The following is a 19,445-nucleotide window of genomic DNA, read 5'->3' as shown; positions in this document are numbered from 1 at the left end:
TTCCGGCACTCAGCTGCAAGCGGCGATGACGAGTTCGCGCACCCGCGCGGCGTCGGCCTGACCACGGGTGGCCTTCATGACGTCGCCGACGATCTTGCCCGCGGCCTGCACCTTGCCGGAGCGGATCTTCTCGGCGATATCGGGGTTCGCGGCGAGCGCCTTCTCCACTTCGGCCTGTAGCGCGCTGTCGTCGCTGACCATGCCCAAGCCCTTGGCCTCGACGATCTGCGCCGGATCGCCCTCGCCCGCCAGCACGAAATCGACGACCTGCTTGGCGACCTTGTTGTTCACCGTCTTCGCCTCGACCAGGTTGATCACCGCGGCGACCTGGGCCGGGGTGATCGGCAGGTCCTCCAGCGAAACCTCGCGCTCCTTGGCCTTTTCGGTCAGGTAGGCGACCCACCACGAGCGGGCTTCGTTGGCCGGGGCGCCCGCGTCGACGGTGGCGATGATCAGATCGAGCGCACCCGCGTTCACCAGATCGCGCATCACCTCGTCCGACAGGCCCCAGTCGGCCTGGATCCGGGCCCGGCGCAACCACGGGTACTCCGGAATGGTGCCGCGCAGCTGTTCCACCCAGTCCGCCGCGGGCGCAACGGGTTCCAGATCCGGTTCGGGGAAGTAGCGGTAGTCCTCGGCGGTCTCCTTGACCCGGCCCGGCGAGGTGGTGCCGTCGGTCTCGTGGAAATGCCTGGTCTCCTGCACGATGCTGCCGCCGCCGGCCAGCACCGCGGCCTGCCTGCGCATCTCGAACCGCACCGCGACCTCGACGCTCTTGAGTGAGTTGACGTTCTTGGTCTCGGTGCGGGTGCCGAACTCCGTTGCGCCGATATCCATCAGCGAGACGTTGGCGTCGCAGCGCAGCGAACCCTGCTCCATCTTGACGTCGGACACATCGAGCGATTTGAGCACCTCACGCAGCGCGGTCACATAGGCACGCGCCACCTCCGGCGCCCGCTCCCCCGCACCGGTGATCGGCTTGGTGACGATCTCGATCAGCGGCACACCCGCGCGGTTGTAGTCGAGCAGCGAGTGGCTGGCGCCGTGGATGCGGCCCGTGGCACCGCCGACGTGGGTCGACTTGCCGGTGTCCTCCTCCATGTGCGCGCGCTCGATCTCCACCCGGAACGTGCTGCCGTCGTCGAGCACCACGTCGAGGTGACCGTTCGTGGCGATCGGCTCGTCGTACTGGCTGATCTGATAGTTCTTCGGCTGGTCGGGGTAGAAGTAGTTCTTGCGCGCGAACCGTCCCCACGGCGTGATCGAACAGTTCAGCGCGAGCCCGATGCGAATCGCCGACTCGACGGCCTTCTCGTTCACCACCGGCAGCGAGCCGGGCAGTCCGAGGCACACCGGGCACACCTGGGTGTTCGGCTCGGCGCCGAATTCGGTCGGGCAACCGCAGAACATCTTGGTCGCGGTGGACAGCTCGACGTGAACCTCCATGCCAAGCACCGGCTCGAACCGGGCGATGACATCCGAATAGTCCATCAAGTCGACTGTGGGCGCACTCATGCCTGCGCCTCGCTGACGCTCAGCTCCGGCATGACCGCACCGGTGGCTGTGCCCATTTTTCGCTCGCTGCGCTCACTCATGCCTGACAGTCTATGTAAGCCGTTCGACCCGATCGCAGGGGCTCATACCCCGCCTACTTCGGCGGGATGCGCTGGGTCAACCAGGCCGTGACGTAGGTGAGAACCTCGGGTGCGACGCTGGTCTCGATGTCGACGTATTCCTTGGGGTTACCGGTCTGGGTGGGTTGCATCAGGTGGTTCAGACCGGGGAAGACATGGACCGTCGCGTCCGGGTTACCGGCGAGGTTCGCGCGCATCGGCCCTTCGCTCTGCGCGGGCGGCACCTGCAGATCCTTGCCGCCGTAGAACGCGAGCACCGGCATGCGCAGCGCCTGCAGCGCCGGGGCCGGGTCGTAGGCGATCAACGCCGCGAAGTACGTGGTCATGCTGGCGTCGATCTGCTCGTCGGTCGCCCGCTGGTCGGGCGGGGACTCGGCGTTCTGCTTGCGCGCCAATGCCTTCGCGCCCGCGATGTCACCGGCCTTCAGCAGCGCCGAGATCTCGGTGGTCTGGCGCACCGACTTGTCCAGCTCGTCGGCGGGTGTTTCGTTCGCCGCGCCGATCAGCTTGGTCTGCTCGATCAGCACGTCCGCGCCGCTCACAGCGGGTCCGGCCATCGCGATGACGAAGGCGACGCCGCTGTCCGGGCGGGCGGCGACCAGCGGGGCGAGATAGCCGCCCTCGCTGTGGCCGAACAGGCCGACCCGCGTCGGGTCGATGTCCGGACGGCCGCGCAGGAAGCCGACGCCGGCCGCGGCGTCACCGGCGAGATCGGTGTAGTTCGCGTCGTCCAGCTTGCCGCTCGTGCCGCCGACTCCACGGTCATCGGTGCGCAGCACCGCGTAACCCGCCTTGGTCAGGCTGTCCGCGATCACCAGGAAAGGCTTGTGCCCGAACAGTTCTTCGTCGCGGTTCTGCGGGCCGCTGCCGGTGATCATGAGGACGGCCGGGAACTTGCCGTTGCCTTCCGGTTTGGTCAGCGTGCCCGCGATGGTGATGTCGCCGTTGCGGTAGGTGACGTCCTCGGACTGGTACGGGAACGGAGGCTGCGGGGTCTGCGGACGGGTCAGCGGGGCGATCGTGCCGCGCTGCAACGACAGCTTGAAAGTCTGTCCGCCCTGGACGAAGTCGCCGTTGATCCGGTCGGCGCCCTTGTCGTAGATGCCTTGGAACTTCGGATCGCCGGGCACGTCGGCGATCGCCCAGGACACCCCGTCGCGATCGGAGCGCACATCCTTCAACTCGACCGCCGACATGCCCTGCTTCGGGATGTCGATGGTGGCCGTGCCCTTGTCGGTGAACGTCACCCCGACCTCCACCGGCTGCCCGGGTATCTCGATCGCCCCGTGCCAGTCGCCCGTGGTCGGTTCCGGTGGGTTCGAATCCGACCGCGAACACCCCGCGACCAACACGGCAATGACGAACAGAGCCAACGCGACAACTCGCCCGGTGCGCATGCGATCAACAGTACAGAGCGAAATCGGAAGGTCCGCCGGAACGTTTTGGGGATATCAGAAACGGCGAGTGCCCGCAGTGCCGGCGACTTTCCTCGCCGAGTCGACTGGACGAACGCTCCGGCACGCGCGGGGACACCCGCAGGACTTGTCAACCGACCGTCCCGCGGGCGCGGGAGCGGGCGGGGGCCGACGAAGACCACACGCGGGCGAGGTCCAGAAGGTGACGGAGTTCGGTGTCGAAGTCTTGGGCGGTCGGGAAGGGTTGCGGGACAGGGCCGTAGCCGGGCGGGGTGCGGCCGGCGCGGCGGGCGTGCGCGGCCTGCTGAAGACAGGCCGCGTAGTCGCGCAACTGCTGATCAGGTGTGTTTCGCCGGGGTGGCGCGGGATCGGCGGGGAGGTAGGGGCCGAGATGCAGTAGTGCGTCGCGGATCTCGACGGTCATGCGCACCAAGCGCGCGGTGGAGTCGCCGCTGCGCTGTCCACTCGCGGCGGGGTCCATGACGATCTCGGGGACCGCGGCGGTGACCGCACACCACAGCGGCCGCAACCGGCGGCAGATGCGGCCGTCGCGATCCCAGCCCACCAGCCCGGCCAACCGGCCGAGGACGGGGACCACGAACAGGGTCGCGACGACGAGCGCGGTATCGAACGTGAACAGGAACTCCACCCGCGCGATATGCGGATACGCGATATCCCACCCGAAAGCCCACCGCAGCCACGGGAGCTGCTGCTCGAGCCAGAACGGCACGCACGCGACGACGATCGAGCAGCAGACCACCTGTACGAAGGTGCCGAGCGTGCCGCGGCGCAGTTCCCGGACGGACAACCGGACCAGTACCACCGAGGCCGCCGCCTGCGGCAGGGCGAACGCCGTCCAGACAACGATGCCGCCCCAGTTGGTCGTCTGATCGCTCAGCCGGCCCGCGCCCGCCGCCACCGGACCGGCGAGCACTATCACCACGGTCGACAGCACCGCAATGCAGTTGTAAACGCGCTGGCGCCAACGCGTCTCGGCCGGGTCCGCCTCGGTCTCCCACAGCCGGCTCAGTCCGTAGAGATACATGCCGGTCATGACGATGCAGCCCAGCGCGAGCTGATTCGACAGACTGGCGATATCGGGCGTCGGCGTACATCGATACAGCAGCAGCCCGGCCAGCGTCCACCCGATCAACCAGTTGATCAGCCGGTCGCTCATCGTCTCCCTGGCGAAGACCAGCCTGGCTGCGCCGACCGCCGCGACATAACCGATCACCCACCATGCGACGGACCCGGGCACCGGCGACCCCACGACCGAACTCCTGACCTGCGCCGCGGAATCGCGTAAGCGAACGACCGTTACTCGCCGCGCGCGTAGCGGACGGAGTCGGCGAGCGCGGCCAGGTCGAGGATGAGAGCGGGGTTCTCGTCTCGGAGTTCGCGGAATTCGAGCATCGCGTCGTCGACGGTGGTGCGGCGGGCCGAGGCGATGAGGGCGCGGCGGACGTAGGCGCCGAGCGGGAGGTCGGCGGCGTGGGCGCGGCGACCGAAGGTGGCCAGCGTGGCGGCGGGCAGGTCGTAGGCGTCCACGAGCGCGACGGCGGCCGAGTCGATCTCGGGCGTCAGGTCACGGCCCTCGGATTCCAGGAATTCGACGACGGTGTCGTCGGAGCTGCGGCGGTCGGCCAGCGCGATCAGCTCCGCCCGCAGGTAGGCGGCCAGCTGGAGACCGGCGGCGTCGGCGCGGCGGCGCAGAACGGTCCGGGCAGCGTCGGGCAGGTCGTGCACAGCGGGGTCGGCCATGCCAGCCAGGGTAACTCGGCGATCCGCGGTCAGGCGCCGACCCGCTGCGGCCCGGGGACACAGCGGATCGGCAGGCCCGGATCAGCCGAAGAACGCCTCGGCTTCCTGGTAGCGCTCGGACGGCACCCGCTTGAGCTGTTTGGTGGCCTCGGACAGCGGGACGAGTTCGATGGCGCTGCCGTGCAGGGCGACCATCTGCCCGAACTGACCGGCGTGCACCGCCTCCGCGGCGTGCAGGCCGAAACGGGTGGCGAGGACGCGATCGTAGGGCGTCGGGCTGCCGCCGCGCTGCACGTGACCGAGCACGGTGGTCCGGACCTCCTTGCCGATGCGGCGTTCGATCTCCGCGCCGAGCTGCTGGGCGACACCGGTGAACCGTTCGTGCCCGAACTCGTCGATCCCGCCCGCGCGCAGCGCGAAGCCGGAATCCTCGGCGGGATGCGAACCTTCGGCGACGACGCAGATGAAATGCTTGTCGCCGCGCTGGAAACGGCGCTTGATCATGGTGCACACCTGGTCCACGTCGAACGGCACCTCGGGCACCAGCGTCAGGTGCGCGCCGGCCGCCATACCCGCGTTCACCGCGATCCAGCCCGCGTGCCGGCCCATCACCTCGACCAGCATCACGCGCTGATGCGATTCCGCGGTGGTGTGCAGCCGGTCGATCGCCTCGCTGGCGATGCTCAGTGCCGTGTCGTGGCCGAAAGTCACGTCGGTGCAGTCGATGTCGTTGTCGATGGTCTTGGGCACGCCGACCACCGGCACGCCTTCGTCGGACAGCCAGCTGGCCGCGGTGAGCGTGCCCTCGCCACCGATCGGGATCAACGCGTCGATGCCGTTGTCGTCGAGGGTGCGCTTGATCCGGCCGAGACCGGCGCGCAGGACGTCGGGATTGGTGCGAGCGGTGCCGAGGATGGTGCCGCCCTTGGCGAGTAACCGGTCGGTGCGATCGTCGTTGTGGATCTGAATCTTGCGATCTTCCAATAGACCACGCCAACCGTCCTCGAAGCCGACGATCGCGTCGCCGTAGCGGCCGTTCGCGGTGCGAACGACAGCACGGATGACCGCGTTCAGTCCAGGGCAGTCGCCGCCTCCGGTCAAAACTCCGATGCGCATGGCCGCTATCTTGCCCGGCTCGGCCACGCGCGGCAGGTCGACCCCCATAAACCCTGCGTAACAGCGTGCGCGGACCCGGCCTGACGGCGGCTGCGTGCGTGTCAGTAGATGTAGACGATCGCGTTCGCCCCGCCGGTACAGGTGACCAGACCATCGCGCGTGACGCACTCCATCGTGTAGTCCTGCTGGGTGGCGGGACTGAACGCGGCGACCGGACGGGTGCCGTCGGTGTCCGGGCCGGTGCCGTACGCCTTGCGCACCTCCTCCGCGAATTCGCAGGTGGTGGCCGAGGTACCGATGGCGGAGTAGGTGAAACGGCCCATGGGTGGATACTTCGTCGCACACCCTTTGGCGTTGGCGGGTACCGGCGCGAGGGTCGGGGTGACCGGGTCCGGTGTGAACTGGTCCCGCAGCAACCAGCCGCCGACGCCGATCAGCGCGAGCGCGACGATCACGCAGGCGGCGATCAATCTCGGCCTGCCCGAACGCGATCGACGCTCGGCCTGGACCGGGGTTTCCGGCTCTTTGGTCGAATCATCTTGTCGCTGCTCGATATTCGGCTCGACATCCGCGCGGTACACCCGGCTGCTGCCGAGACCTGAGGCCCGTTGAACCACCGCGCCCTGGCGCGATTCACCGCGGCCGGAGTCTGTTCGCTGCGGCTCCCGCGGGAGATCGGTACGGCTGGGCGGGTCGGTGCGCTGCGCGCGCGGCGGGCCGACGAAGCTCCGTCCCGGGTCGGGTCGCCTCGGTCCGGTGTCCACCGGCGCGCGCCCGCCCGGCGGCCGCGCGATCGCGTCCGTCGGCAGGGCGCTCGGGTTCGGGTCGTCCGGGGAGACCGCCGGGAACACCACCGTCGGTGGCGCTTTGGGCGACACCAGGTGCATCCGGTCGGTGGGCAACTGCGAGATCGCGACCACCGCGCGGCCGGTGAGCGCCGATTTCGCGGCCGAGGCCAAGCCGCCCGCGGTCGAGTAGCGGTCGGCGGGCTGCTTCGCCATGCCACGCACGACCACCTCGTCCAGCGCGGCGGGCACGCCCGCGCGCACCAGGCTCGGTCGCGGCGGCGGCGCCGAAAGATGGGACCGGATCAGTACACTCATCGCGTCGGCCTGGAAAGGCTGTGTGCCGGTGAGGCATTCGTAGAGGACGCAGGCCAGCGAGTAGACATCGGCGGTCCCGGTGACCGGCCCGTTCTCGAAACGCTCCGGCGCGATGTAGCTGTACGAACCGATCGCGGCGGCGCCGGTGCCGGTCATGTCGGGGTCCTGCGCGGACCGGGCGATACCGAAGTCGGCGAGGTAGGCGAACTCCGAGGCGGTGACCAGAATGTTGGCGGGCTTGACGTCGCGGTGCACCAGCCCCTCGGCGTGCGCGGCATCCAGCGCCGACGCGATCTGCTCGAGGATGCCGATGGCGCGGGCCGGCGACAGTGGCCCCTCGCCGCGCAGCACCGAACGCAGGTCGTGCCCGCGCACCAGGCGCATGTCGATGTAGAGCACGCCGTCGATCTCGCCCCAGTCGTGGATCGGGATGACGTGCGGTTCGGCCAGCCGCGCGGCCGCCTGCGACTCCCGCCGGAACCGCTGCTGGAAGACGGGATCCTTCGCGAGGTCGGTGGGCAGCAGTTTGACCGCGACCACCCGGTCCTTCACCGTGTCGTAGGCCTCGTACACCTCGCCCATGCCGCCGCGGCCCAGTAGGGAGCGCAACTGGTACGGACCGAAAACCGTGCCGATCCGCGTCCGCGGTCCATCCACCCCGTTACCTCCACTCACGCGCGCGACCCGGCGCACCACAACCGTAGGCCCTGCCGGGCCCACATCCGATACGTCGGGATTTTCGGGTGTCGCCGTTACCCGGTCAAGTGCGCCGGATCAGGCCGGGCACGTGCCGCCGGACAGCTCGTCGATGTGCTGGGAAATGAGCGTCGCCAGCTTGTCCAGGATCGTCATACCGTCGGAGAACGCGCCCGAATCCGCCTGCGCGGCGAACGCGACGGCGATCTGCCCGGACGGCGCCGAGATCACGCCGAACTGCCGGACCAGATACGCCCCCTTCGGGTCCGGGCCCCAGCCGCCCTTGAACTCCGCGCCGGAGAAGGCGCCGAGGCCCCAGCGCTGGCTCGGCTGCACCTGCTCCATCAGGTCGATGACGTTCGCGGTCGCAGGCAGGCAGGGCAGCCGGGAGGCGAAGCGGACCTGTTCGGTGAGCGACCAATCCGCCTGACCGAACGCCGAATGCTCGGGCCTGGACCGGGTGGCGGGCACGGTGGTCTTGCTGTCCCCGCCCTCCCGCAACACCGACTGCACGGCCTGCGCCGCGTCCTGACCGCTGCCGAGCGACTGCCAGAGCGTGTCGGCGGCGGCGTTGTCGGAGGCCGTGATCGCCGCGGAGGCGGCGTAATTGGAGCTGCTGGAATCGCGGCGCAGTGCGGCGATCGTCAACGGCACCTTCATGGTCGACCAGGCGGGCCCGGTGCTCCAGTCGCCGAAGCTGACCACCTGGTCGCCGCCCACCGGCATGATCGCCATGCCCAGATGCCCGCGGACCCCGGCCTGCAACTCGGCGACCCCGGCCGCGAGCGTACCGGGCACGGTGATCGACAGACCCTTTTGATCCGCGTGCGAGGCGGCCTCGGTGATGCTGGTCTGCTCCGCCGACGACTGCTCGGCACCGGTGCCGCAGCCGGACGCCAAGAGCATGGCTAATACCGCGCCGCCCAACGCTTTTCGCATTCGAGCCGCACGGAATCGATCAATATACATACACCACCGCGTTTTCACCGCCGCTGCACGTGACCAGCTGGCCCTCGCTGCGGCAACTCATCGTGTAGGCCCGGCCGGTGACCGGGCTGGTCGCCACGACTGTGCGCGGCGCATCGCGCGAACCGCCTTGCGCGGTATTCATTTCGGCGTAGGCCCGCCGGACTTCCTCGGCGAACTGGCAACTCGTCACGGCGGAGCCGGTGGCCGACTGGGTGAACGCGCCCTGCACCGGTGTGCCCTGGTTGCAGGGCTTCGCACCGGCGGGCAGCGTGACCGCACCCGGCTTCGTCGGCGTGGTCGTGACCGGCGGCGTGGACGAGGTCGCCGGCGCCGGGGCCGCTGCACTCGTCGATGGTCCGGGGGCGGCCGCCTGCTGATCGGACGTCGTCTTCGGTTGTACGGTGCCCGAGCCGAACACCTGCCAGCCCACCACACCGCCGACCGAGATCACCACGATGGTGGCCACCGCGATCAGGATGGGCAGCACGATGGAGCGGCCCTTCGCGGGCGGGGCGTACTGGTCGTCGTCGTACTCGTCGTAGTCGTCGGCGTAGCCCGGATCGCCGTGATCTCGCTGATTCGCATAATTGCTCTGCGGCGGGTAGTCGCCGCGAGCATGACTGCCCGGCCCGGAATACGCTGCGGGACCACCGTATTCGTCTGGAGTCGCATACGGGTCCGCGGCGGAGTAGGCAGCGGGGGCCGAATAAGCCTGGGTCGGTGCATGGTCGGCCGGGTAGTCCTCGACCTGGCCCGGCGCGGGATAGCCGGGCGCGTCCGGGTACTTCCGCGTCTCGTAGGCCGGGGCATCCGAATACGCCTGTCCGCCCACGAACGGCTCGTCGGCGGAGTACGCCTGCGCACCCGGATGCTCCGAATACGCCTGCGGACCGGGATGATCGGGATACCCACGCGGATCCGACTGTTCCGGATACCCTTGCCCACCAGCCTGCGCGGCACCCGACAGACCATGATCCGCGTCGTACCGCGAACCCGAATACCCTTGCGCCCCAGCCTGGCCTGGAAACTCCGGTCCATCGCCTCGCGCCGAATATGCCTGCGGGCCAGGCTGACCGGTGTCCCCCAGCGGGCCGTACCCCTCCGCATAACCCCGCGAACCAGGTTGGTCCGAGTAGGCCTGCGAACCAGCCTGGTCCGAATACGCCCGATGCTCGGCATACCCCGCCAAGTCGGGTCGATCCGCGACTTCCGGCGTGCCAGACCGCTCCGAATAGCCTTGCGCAGCAGAGTCGTCCGTGAAGCCCGGCGCGCCGGACGGCCCCGGGTAGCCCTGCACGGCAGGGTCCTCGGCGAAGCCCGACCCACCGGACAGCGCCGAATACCCGCGCGCAGCAGAGTCGTCCGTGAAGCCCGGTCCGCCGGACGGTTCTGGATAATCCTGCGTGTCAGAATTTTCGGCGAACCTCGAGGCGCCGGGATATTCCGAGCTGCCGGGTTGCGTTGGGAAATTGGGCGTGCCGGATTTCTCCGGGTGCCCCGATGGGTTCGGCTGCGCTGAATATCCCTGCGCGCCGGAAGGGTTCGGGTAGCCGGGGTGCGCTGAGAATCCTTGCGGACCGGGCTGCTCCGGGTAGCGAGGAGCATCGGGGCGCTCCGGATATTCCGGTGGACCCGGCTGGGCGGCGAACCCTTGCGGGGCCGAATAGCCCTGCGCGGCGCCCTGATCGGTGTACAGGTGGGCGTCCGGGAACGGGCGCATCGGTGGGAGCGACTGGTCCCGCATCGGCGGGAGCGCCTGGTCCGGTGTCCAGCGCGGGGGCGGGCCGAGCGGCGCCACCGGCTCCTGCTCCGACAGCGTGGTGAACTGGATTTCGGTCGGGCGCACCACCGTCGGCGCGCTCGGCAGGATCACCGCCGAGATCTCGCCGGTCGACTCCGGCGGCACCGCGCCGCGATTCTGTGCGGGCGCGCGGACGACGAGCATCGGCCCGGTCGGCGGCGCGGTGGTCAGCGCGGCGCGCGCGGCCGCGGCCATCTCGGACGCGCTCGGCCAGCGATCGGCCGGATCCTTGGCCATGCCGCGGCTGATCACCGCGTCGAATCCGGCCGGAATGCCGGCCTGCTGCGCGCTCGCGCGCGGCGGCGAATCGGCGAGGTGCGAGCGGATGAGCACGTTCATGCTGGCGGCGGGGAACGGGCTGGCGCCGGTCAGGCATTCGTGCAGCACGCAGGCCAGGGAATAGATGTCGGCGCGGCCGGTGATCTCGGCGACGTCGAACCGTTCGGGCGCCATGTAGATGTAGGAACCGACCGCCATGCCGACGACCGTGACGGCGCTGTCGCCCTGGGTGTGTGCGATGCCGAAATCGGCGAGGTAGGCGTGATCGCCCGCGGTGACCAGGATGTTCGCCGGTTTCACATCGCGATGCACCAGGCCGCCCGCGTGCGCGGCGTCCAGCGCCGACGCGATCTGCTCGATGATGCCCACCGCGCGTACCGGGGTCAACGGTCCCTCGCTGCGCAACAGCGTGCGCAGGTCGACGCCCGGTATCAGCTGCATGTCGATGAACAGCACACCGTCGATCACGCCCCAGTCGTGGATCGGGATGATGTGCGGTTCGGCCACCCGCGCGGCCGCCTGCGATTCGCGCCGGAAGCGCACCTGGTACACGGGGTCACCGGCGAGTTCCTCGTGCAGCAGCTTGACCGCCACCACCCGATCCTTCACCGTGTCGTAGGCCTCGTAGACCTCGCCCATGCCCCCCTTGCCCAGCAGCGATCGCAATTCGTACGGCCCGAACCGTGTGCCGGTTCTCGGTCCAGGTGACTCCACCCCGTCAATCCTCCACATCCCGGGCCAGGAGTGCACGTTTATGATCTCGTGACCTTGCCCGTCAAAGAGTGGATTCTCCGGGTGTCACCACCCCGTGGTCAAACGCAAAGACGATCGCCGCGGCCCGATCGCGCAGCTCCAGCTTGCCGAATATGTGCCCGACATGGCTTTTCACCGTCACTTCCGAGATGCCGAGTTCGCGGGCGATTTCGGCGTTCACCCGGCCGCGGCCGATCAGCTCGAGCACCTCGTACTCGCGCGCGGTCAGCTCGGCGAGCCGGGCGCCGGACCGCGTCGGGCTCGGCCGGATCCGGCGGTAGGTCGAGAGCACCCGCTCGGTGACCGACGGGTCGAGCCAGGCGCCGCCGCCCGCGACGGTCCGCACCGCGCGGATCAGATCCTCGGCCGGCGAATCCTTGAGGATGAAGCCCGCCGCGCCCGCGCGCAGCGCACCGGAGAGCAGCTGATCGTCGTCGAAGGTGGTCAGCACCAATACCGGTGGCGCGCCGTCGCGGGCTCGCAGGATGCGGGTGGCGTCGATGCCGCCGACCCGTTTCATGCGCAGGTCCATCAGCACTACGTCGGGCCGTTCGGCGGCGACCGCGGCGAGCACCTCGTCGCCGTCGGCGCATTCGCTGACCACGAACCCGTCGCGCCTGCGCAGGATCCGGCGCAGGCCGCCGCGGACCAGTTCCTGGTCGTCGACCACCAGAACGGTCACCGCGTCCTCGGCGCCCGCGGGCGATGCCGCTGTCACATACCCTCCTGGGTTCGGCGGGAGATCGGCTCCCACACCGTGCAGAACATGCCGCCGCGGGTGGGCGCGAGCGGGATGGCGGCCCGCACCGACCAACCGTCCGCGCACGGACCCGCGATCAGCTCGCCACCGAGCAGTTCGGCCCGCTGCCGCATCCCGGACAGACCCATGCCGGTGCCGAGCTGTGCGGGCAGCCCGACCGGCAAGCTGTTGTCGACCGTCAGCGCGACCGCCGTGCCGTCGACCGTCACCCGCACGGTCGCCGTACTGCCCGGCGCGTGCTTGACGACATTGGCCAGCGATTCCTGACCGATCCGATAGAGCGCGAGGCCGACCGCGGGCGAGACCTCACGCAGATCGTCGGTGCACCGGTACCCCGCGTCCAGGCCTGCTCGGGCGAAATCGCCGACCAGCGCCTCGATGTCCTGCACGGTCGGCTCGGGCACCAGCTTCGACGGTCGCGCGTCGAGCAGCCCGACCGTGCGCCGGATGTCGGCCATGGCCTGACGACCGAGTTGCTCGGCCTCGGCGAGCGCCTCCACCGCCTCGTCGACATCGCGGTCGGTGCGCAGCGCGTGCCGGGCCGCAGTGATGTGCAGCAGGGTGATGCTCAGCGAGTGCGCGATCACGTCGTGCACCTCGCGGGCGATCCGGCGGCGTTCTTCGTCGGCGGCCTGGGCCGCGCGAATGTCCTGATACCCGCGCTCCTGATAGAGCGAGCGGCGTTGATATTGCAGCATCAGCCCGGCCATCCAGCCGAACGCGACGGCGACCACGTAGGTCGGCAGGCCCTGTGCCATATCCCGATACAGGTCGAACACGACCAGCTCGAGCATCATCGCGAGGGTGATCGGGACGCTGACCCATTTCGGCGCGATCGCCGCCACCTCACCCGCCGCGGCCACCAGCACGAACGGCGCGAGGTCGGGCGAGACCGGCTGGAGCAGGAACAGTGCCTCGGCGACCATGGCGAGCAGGCCGAGCGTCAGCGGCCGCGGCATCACCCCGAGGAAGGCGTACATCGGGCCGAACGCGGCGGTCAGCAGCACCGCGATGATCGGCAGGACCGTCGGAAAGTAGCTGTGCCGCTGGATCGCCGCCGCGACGGCGACGACGAACAGCGACAGATCCACGGCCACGATGACCGAGGGCGGGTAGTCGAACGGCAGTTCCTCGACCCGGCGTTGAAACGAGGTGACGGGTTCCCGGACGAATTCGGCGATCCGCGCCCTGGACTGCCGCCAGCCCAGCGCCACCCGGCGCCGCGCGCGGGTCGCCCGCCCCGGCTCACCGGCCGGCGCGGCGACGCCGATCACACCCATGCGGTAAGGCTAACCGCCCGATACCGGGCAATACATCGTTCCCCGAGCGGTCCGTTTCTCCTACCGTGGTCGGAGACCGATTCGGGTCCCTGGCACGAAGACAGGCCCCTGTGCGCTCCGTAGCGTGAAATGCGTCGTCGCACGGAAGGCGAGGCTCATGTCCTGGGAAGATCAGCACACCCGTACCGAAATCGTGCACCTCGTCCTGGCCCGTGCCGCGGTGGACCCGGCCGATCCGCATCTGTTCGCCGGCATCCCTGGCTTGCGCAGGCTCTTCGGTGATGCGGACGGCCTCCTGCTCGCGCTGCGCTATCGGTGGAACAACCATCTCGACGCGAAGCTGGATCAGGCATTGACGCGCGGGCAGTCCGCGATCGACGCTTACCTCGAGCTGGCCGCCGAGCAACCGGTCCTGCGCGCGGTCCTGGACGCCCAGTACCGGCGGCGCAGGCAGACATCGGAAGCCATGGCTCGCTAGCACGACGAGAGACGAACAATTGGTGACCGACAGACCACAGCGGGGGGCAGCGATGCCGAAGGCGGCCATGCTCGAATTGTCCGGCGTCACCAAGGAATACCGGGTGGGCGGGCAGTCGGTCCGGGCGCTCGACGGGATCGACCTACGCATCGAGACCGGCGAATTCACCTCGATCATCGGGCCCTCCGGTTCCGGCAAGAGCACGCTGCTGCACCTGCTCGGCGCGCTGGACACCCCGGACACCGGCTCGATCCGGTTCCAGGGCAACGAGATCGGCGCGCTGGACGACGAGCGCCAGTCCGAGTTCCGCCGCCACCGCGTCGGTTTCGTCTTCCAGTTCTTCAACCTGCTGCCCACGATGTCCGCCTGGGAGAACGTCGCGATACCGAAGCTGCTGGACGGCACCGGTTTACGCAAGGCCAAACCGCGGGCGCTGGAGTTGCTCGACCGGGTCGGCCTGCGCGACCGGGCCGAACATCGTCCGGCCGAGCTGTCCGGTGGTCAGATGCAGCGGGTCGCGGTGGCCCGGGCGCTGATCATGGATCCGCCGCTGGTCCTGGCCGACGAGCCCACCGGCAACCTCGATTCCAAGACCGGCGCCGCGATCCTCGAATTGCTCGGCGAGCTGGCCGGTTCCGGTAATTCGGTGGTCATGGTGACCCACGACATGGGCGCGGTGGCGTACTGCGATCGGGTGGTCACCCTGCGCGACGGCCGGATCGGCTCGAACGAACCCGCAGAGCGATCGGCCATCGCGTGATCCGCGCCGCGTGGGATCGCCTGCGGCTGTTCAATATCGGCGAACTCCTCGCCCACCGGGGGCGGACCATGATGTCGCTGGTGGTGCTGGGGGTTTCGGCGGGTCTGCTGGTCGCGGTGCTGAGCATCTCCGGTTCGGTCACCGGATCGGTGCAGCGGCTCACGGAAAGCCTCGGCGGCCGGGCGGCGCTCGAGGTCACCGGTGTCACCGACGCGGGCTTCGATCAGCAACTGCTGCAACGGATCGCGAACACGCCCGGCGTGGACAAGGCGGTGCCGATGCTGCGGGCGCAGATCGGCGCGGGCGCGGACCGCGCACTGCTGATCGGCGCCGATCAGAACATCAGCGCATTGGGCAGCGAGCTGGCCGGGCCGCTGGCCGCGCAGACGGGCAAATTGCTCTCGGTGCCCAACGGCGTCCTGGTCGGTGCGGCGATGGGGCACGAGGAGGGCGCACAGTTCACGCTGGGTTCGGCCACCGTCACGGTCGCGGGTGTGCTCGATGAGCAGACCTCGAAGCGGCTCAACGGTGGTCATCTGGTCGCCGCGCCGCTCGGGCTCGCGCAGCGGCTGACTGAGCGGCAAGGTCGCCTCGACTCGATCCAGATCATCCCCGCGCCGGGCGCCTCGGTGGCCACGCTGCGCACCGAACTCACCGCGGCGGTCGACGGTCGCGCGGTGGTCGCCGAGCCGAGCCTGCGCACCGCGCAGGCGGGCGGCGCGATCCAGCTCGTGCGCTACTCGACCACGATGGCTTCGGCTGCGGCGCTGATCGTTTCAGCGTTCCTCATCTACAACGCGATGAGTATGGCGATCGCGCAGCGCAGGCCGATGCTCTCGCTGCTGCGCGCCCTCGGCGGCAAGCGCGGGCCGATGGTGCGGGATCTGCTGGCCGAGGCCGCTCTGCTCGGGCTGTGCGGCGGCGCGGTCGGCGCGGTCATCGGTATCTTCATGGGGCGCATCGCGATCGGTCAGCTCCCCGCCGCGGTGATGTCGTCGGTGGAGGCGCGCACCGAGTACCTGGTGCCGGGTTACGCCGTGCCGTTCGCGATCGCGGCGTGCGTCCTGGCCAGCGTGCTCGCGGCGGGCATCGCCGCGCGGCAGGTGTACAAGGTGGAGCCGATCGAAGCGCTGGTTCCGGTGGGCGTCGGCCGGGCCGATACCGCGAGTGCCGCATTGCGTTGGGTCGCAGTGGTACTCGGGCTCGCGCTGGTGGCCTGCTCGGTGGCGGTCGCCGAAATCGACCTGGGCCGTTACTCGCTCGGCGCCGTCTCGACCGCGATCATTGCGGCCGTGGTGCTCTGCTTCGCGGCGATCGGGCCGATCGTCCGGTGCGCCGCGGCGACCGCGCGCATGTTCGGCGCGGCCGGCGCCCTCGGCGCCACCACGCTGGAGCGCGCACCGCGGCGGGTCTGGGCCACCGTGATGACCGTCCTGATCGGTGTCGCCGCCACGGTGTCGATGGGTGGCGCGACGACCAACATGGTGGACTCCGCGACGACCACGTTCCAGGATCTGGCCAAGAACGACGTCTACGTCAGTCCCGCGTCGATGGCCCAGTTCCCCACCGGCCCTTTGCTGCCCGCCGGGCTGAAGGATCAGATCGCCGCGGTCCCGGGCGTCCGGTCGGTGAGCCCGGCGCAGATGGCCTTCGCCACCCTCGGCGCCGGACGGGTGATGCTGCAAGGCTTTCCGGCCGACGCGCGCGAGACCCGGATGCACATGCTGGACGCGCCCGCGGCCACCCGCCTGTCCGCCGGAGAGGGGGTCGCGATCTCCCGGGACATCGCCCGGGATCTCGGCGTGGGCGTCGGGTCCCAGCTGACACTGCCGACCCCGACCGGCGCGCACACCGTGACCGTGCTGCAAGTGATTCCGTACTTCTCGGCGATCGCGGGCGTGGTCATGATGGACCTCGACCTGCTGCGCCGGTGGTACGAGCGACCCGGCGAGACGATCGTGTCCGCGAACATCGCGCCCGGCGCGGACCGCGCGGCCGTGCTGGCCGCGATCCGGCAGGTGGTCCCGCCGCAGATCCACGTGGACACCGGGCCGAATACCGTTGTCGCCGCGGCATCCAGCATCCGGCAGGGTTCGGCGATGAGCAACGCGATCCTGTGGATCGTGGTGCTCGTGGCCACGGTGGCACTGCTGAACACCTTGATGTTGTCCGTGCTCGAGCGGCGTAGAGAGCTGGGCGTCCTGCGGGCGATGGGCACGAATCGCGGCTTCCTGATGCGCTCGGTGCTCGCGGAGGCCGCCGGGATCGGATTGGTCGGCGCCGCACTCGGTCTCGTCGTCGGCCTGGCCGTGCAGTACCTGGCCACCGTCGCCATCGCGCACGCACTGACCATCGATGTCACCTACCAGCCACGACCGATCCTGCTGGCCTACGGCGCGGCCGCGCTCGTACTGGCACTGCTCGGCTCGATCCCGCCCGCCTTGCGCGCGGCCCGGCTGCCGATCGTGGCCGCGCTGGCGGTCGACTGAATTCCGCTGCTACAGCGGCAGACTGGTGAACCAGGCCTTGAACTTCTGCTGGGTCAGACCGAAGCCGGAATCCGGCAGGCTGTCGGTGATCGACACCTGCGCGAAGAACAAATAGTTGGCCCGGGCCGGATCGTTCTCGAAGCTCACCACCAGGTACCCGTCCGGCAGACCGCTGTCCTTCTTCTGCCACCGGTAGGTCGTGTACTGCTTGCCGTTGGCGGACTCGCTCGCCTTGGTGTTCGACGGCAGCGCGCGGGCCGCGGCTTTCGCATCCTCGGCGCTCTTGAACGCGATCGCGGTGAAGTCGGGCTGGTCGATCGGCACGCCCCAGCAGTTCCAGGCCGTCTCCCAGTTCGCGAAGTCGGGCACGCCGTCCTCGCTGGACACCTTCTTGCCCGCTTTGCCGGTGCCGAGGAAGCAGGTCTTGTCCTGGTAGCCCTTGCCGCTGCCGACCCCGTATTTGGTGTCGACACCCTGCGGCAGGATCTTCGGGAACGCCTTGGCCAAGGCGTCGGCGTCGGTCGAGGCGACGGCAGCGGGCGGCTGGCCCGGATCGCTCGGCGACGACGAATCCGACGAGGTCACCTGGGCGATCACCACTCCCGCGACGACCAGCACGACGATGGCGATCAGCGCGATCACCACGATGAGGGCCGTGTTCGAGCGGCGTTGCGGCGGCATCGGATAGCCGGTGGCGGGCGCGTAAGCCATCGGCGGCGGTCCCGATGGCGGGAACGACTGCCCGGCAACGGAATTCGGCGGTCCGTACCCGCTGCCACCCGGAAAGGACTGTCCGGCACCGGCAGTGAGCGGTGCGTCCGGATAACCGCCGGAGTATTGCTGGGCAGCACCGGACGCGGCATCCTGGTATCCGCCGGACGGGTACGGCGTACCGGCACTGGGCGGTGCGTCCACATAACCTGCGGCGGAGAACTGCTGTCCCGCAGGGGAACTCGGTCCGTACTGCTTCCACTCCACCGAGCCGGCCGCTGCGGCCTGCGGCACATAGGTCGGCGCCGCCTGATACGCACCCTGGCTCGGCGGTGCTGCCTGATACGTAGCTTGGCTCGGCGGCGGCTGGGCGATCACGGTCGGCGCCGGGGTGTACGGCAGCGGCGGAACCTGGCCGCTGAGCGCTTGTCTCGCGGCCGCGGCGAAATCGGCGCAGGAGGCGAACCGGTGATCGGGTCGCTTCGCCATCGCCACCGCGATCACCGTGTCCAGCGCCGGGGACAGACCGGCCCGGCGGGCCGCGGCCGACGGCGGCGGCAGTTGCAGGTGGCCGCGGATGATGTCGGCGGGCGCGGGCGCGTCGAACGGCGCGATCCCGGTCAGCAGCCAGAACAGCGCACAGGCCAGCGAGTATTGGTCGGAGCGGTGATCGAGGTGCGCGCCGGTCATCTGTTCCGGCGAGGCGTAGGCCAGTGTCGCGGTGAACATCCCGGTCTGGGTCAAGTGGGTGGAATCCTCACGCAGCCGGGCGATGCCGAAGTCGGTGAGGAACACCCGCTCGCGGTTTCCGCCGCCGGACCGGGCCAGCATGATGTTCGCGGGCTTCACGTCGCGGTGCAGCACGCCCATGCCGTGCGCGTAATCCAGTGCGTCGGCGACACCTTCGATGATCTGCACCGCCCGCTCCGGCGGCAGGTTCTGCGGGTTGACCGTGGCGGCGTCGACGCCGTCGACGTACTGCATGGAGATCCACAGCTGATCGTCCTCGGTGCCGCGGTCGTACACCTGGACGATGTTCGGATGATCGAGCTGCGCGGCCAGGTCGGCCTCGCGCTCGAACCGGGCGCGCACCTCGACGTCGGTGAACAGCTCGCGGTTGAGGAGTTTCAGCGCGGTCTGCCGGGGCAGCCTGGGATGTCGGGCCAGATAGACCGATCCCATACCGCCTTGCCCGAGCATTTTCTCGATGGTGAACCCGGCGAACACCTCCCCGCTGGTCAGCAATACGGTCCCTTCCGATTTTCACCGCGGCTCACGAATGCCGCGTCCCTGCGCTCCCTCAGATCCTGGAGCATAGCGGGTAACGCCGTGGCCACGCGGTTTCGAATTCTTCGCGACGATCGGCAAAACTATGGTGGGGCGTTCATGATGGCCTCACGCCCGGTCATCGACCGGGGCCGACCGATGAGCTAAATTTTG

The 19,445-nt window shown here is 69.4% G+C and carries 14 protein-coding genes; 3 read left to right on the top strand and 11 right to left on the bottom strand.

The annotated features are described in order from the left end of the window. Positions 1-9 precede the first annotated feature (9 nt). The 10 genes from gatB to TY25_RS03475 form a co-directional block, all read right to left on the bottom strand. A complete protein-coding gene (gene gatB / locus TY25_RS03525; protein WP_042254046.1) occupies positions 10-1,515 on the bottom strand; it encodes an Asp-tRNA(Asn)/Glu-tRNA(Gln) amidotransferase subunit GatB in 1,506 nt (501 codons plus the stop codon). 133 nt (positions 1,516-1,648) lie between these two features. Beyond that, a complete protein-coding gene (locus TY25_RS03520) occupies positions 1,649-3,031 on the bottom strand; it encodes an alpha/beta hydrolase family protein (RefSeq protein WP_042254044.1) in 1,383 nt (460 codons plus the stop codon). A gap of 148 nt (positions 3,032-3,179) precedes the next feature. Then, positions 3,180-4,319, bottom strand: a complete 1,140-nt coding sequence (locus tag TY25_RS03515) for an MAB_1171c family putative transporter (RefSeq protein WP_042254043.1) — start codon at positions 4,317-4,319, stop codon at positions 3,180-3,182. A gap of 47 nt (positions 4,320-4,366) precedes the next feature. Then, positions 4,367-4,810 carry a hypothetical protein gene (locus tag TY25_RS03510; protein WP_042254041.1) on the bottom strand — a complete coding sequence of 148 codons (444 nt, stop codon included), beginning with the start codon at positions 4,808-4,810 and terminating at the stop codon, positions 4,367-4,369. Positions 4,811-4,891: 81 nt separating this feature from the next. Then, a complete protein-coding gene (locus tag TY25_RS03505; protein ID WP_042254218.1) occupies positions 4,892-5,926 on the bottom strand; it encodes an ATP-dependent 6-phosphofructokinase in 1,035 nt (344 codons plus the stop codon). Positions 5,927-6,027: 101 nt separating this feature from the next. Then, the gene (locus TY25_RS03500; protein ID WP_042254216.1) at positions 6,028-7,686 is read right to left on the bottom strand and encodes a serine/threonine-protein kinase; all 1,659 of its coding nucleotides are present in this window, start codon (positions 7,684-7,686) and stop codon (positions 6,028-6,030) included. Positions 7,687-7,803: 117 nt separating this feature from the next. Beyond that, positions 7,804-8,631, bottom strand: coding sequence for a serine hydrolase (locus tag TY25_RS03495; protein ID WP_081868644.1), 828 nt, complete (start codon positions 8,629-8,631; stop codon positions 7,804-7,806). 52 nt (positions 8,632-8,683) lie between these two features. Further along, positions 8,684-11,488, bottom strand: a complete 2,805-nt coding sequence (locus tag TY25_RS44625) for a serine/threonine-protein kinase (RefSeq protein WP_342448133.1) — start codon at positions 11,486-11,488, stop codon at positions 8,684-8,686. Positions 11,489-11,549: 61 nt separating this feature from the next. Continuing rightward, positions 11,550-12,245 carry a response regulator gene (locus TY25_RS03480; protein WP_029898430.1) on the bottom strand — a complete coding sequence of 232 codons (696 nt, stop codon included), beginning with the start codon at positions 12,243-12,245 and terminating at the stop codon, positions 11,550-11,552. Then, a complete protein-coding gene (locus TY25_RS03475; RefSeq protein WP_042254037.1) occupies positions 12,242-13,567 on the bottom strand; it encodes a sensor histidine kinase in 1,326 nt (441 codons plus the stop codon). Before TY25_RS03475 ends, TY25_RS03480 begins: the two co-directional genes overlap by 4 nt. A 157-nt stretch (positions 13,568-13,724) precedes the next feature. On the opposite strand from TY25_RS03475, the gene TY25_RS03470 reads away from it, so the two are divergent. From TY25_RS03470 to TY25_RS03460, 3 genes are read left to right on the top strand one after another with little or no spacing between them, the layout of a single operon-like run. Further along, on the top strand, positions 13,725-14,045 hold the full coding sequence (locus TY25_RS03470) for a hypothetical protein (RefSeq protein ID WP_029898425.1): 321 nt from the start codon (positions 13,725-13,727) through the stop codon (positions 14,043-14,045). A gap of 52 nt (positions 14,046-14,097) precedes the next feature. After that, on the top strand, positions 14,098-14,805 hold the full coding sequence (locus TY25_RS03465) for an ABC transporter ATP-binding protein (protein WP_042254036.1): 708 nt from the start codon (positions 14,098-14,100) through the stop codon (positions 14,803-14,805). Beyond that, a complete protein-coding gene (locus TY25_RS03460) occupies positions 14,802-17,294 on the top strand; it encodes an FtsX-like permease family protein (RefSeq protein ID WP_042254034.1) in 2,493 nt (830 codons plus the stop codon). Before TY25_RS03465 ends, TY25_RS03460 begins: the two co-directional genes overlap by 4 nt. A 9-nt stretch (positions 17,295-17,303) precedes the next feature. Here TY25_RS03460 and TY25_RS03455 read toward each other — a convergent pair whose 3' ends face one another. Then, positions 17,304-19,250, bottom strand: coding sequence for a serine/threonine-protein kinase (locus TY25_RS03455; protein WP_042254033.1), 1,947 nt, complete (start codon positions 19,248-19,250; stop codon positions 17,304-17,306). Positions 19,251-19,445 lie beyond the last annotated feature (195 nt).

It is taken from the genome of Nocardia brasiliensis NBRC 14402 (assembly GCF_000308475.2).
In the GTDB taxonomy this organism is placed as follows: Bacteria; Actinomycetota; Actinomycetes; order Mycobacteriales; family Mycobacteriaceae; genus Nocardia; species Nocardia brasiliensis.
This window is presented reverse-complemented; position numbering and strand designations above follow the sequence as displayed.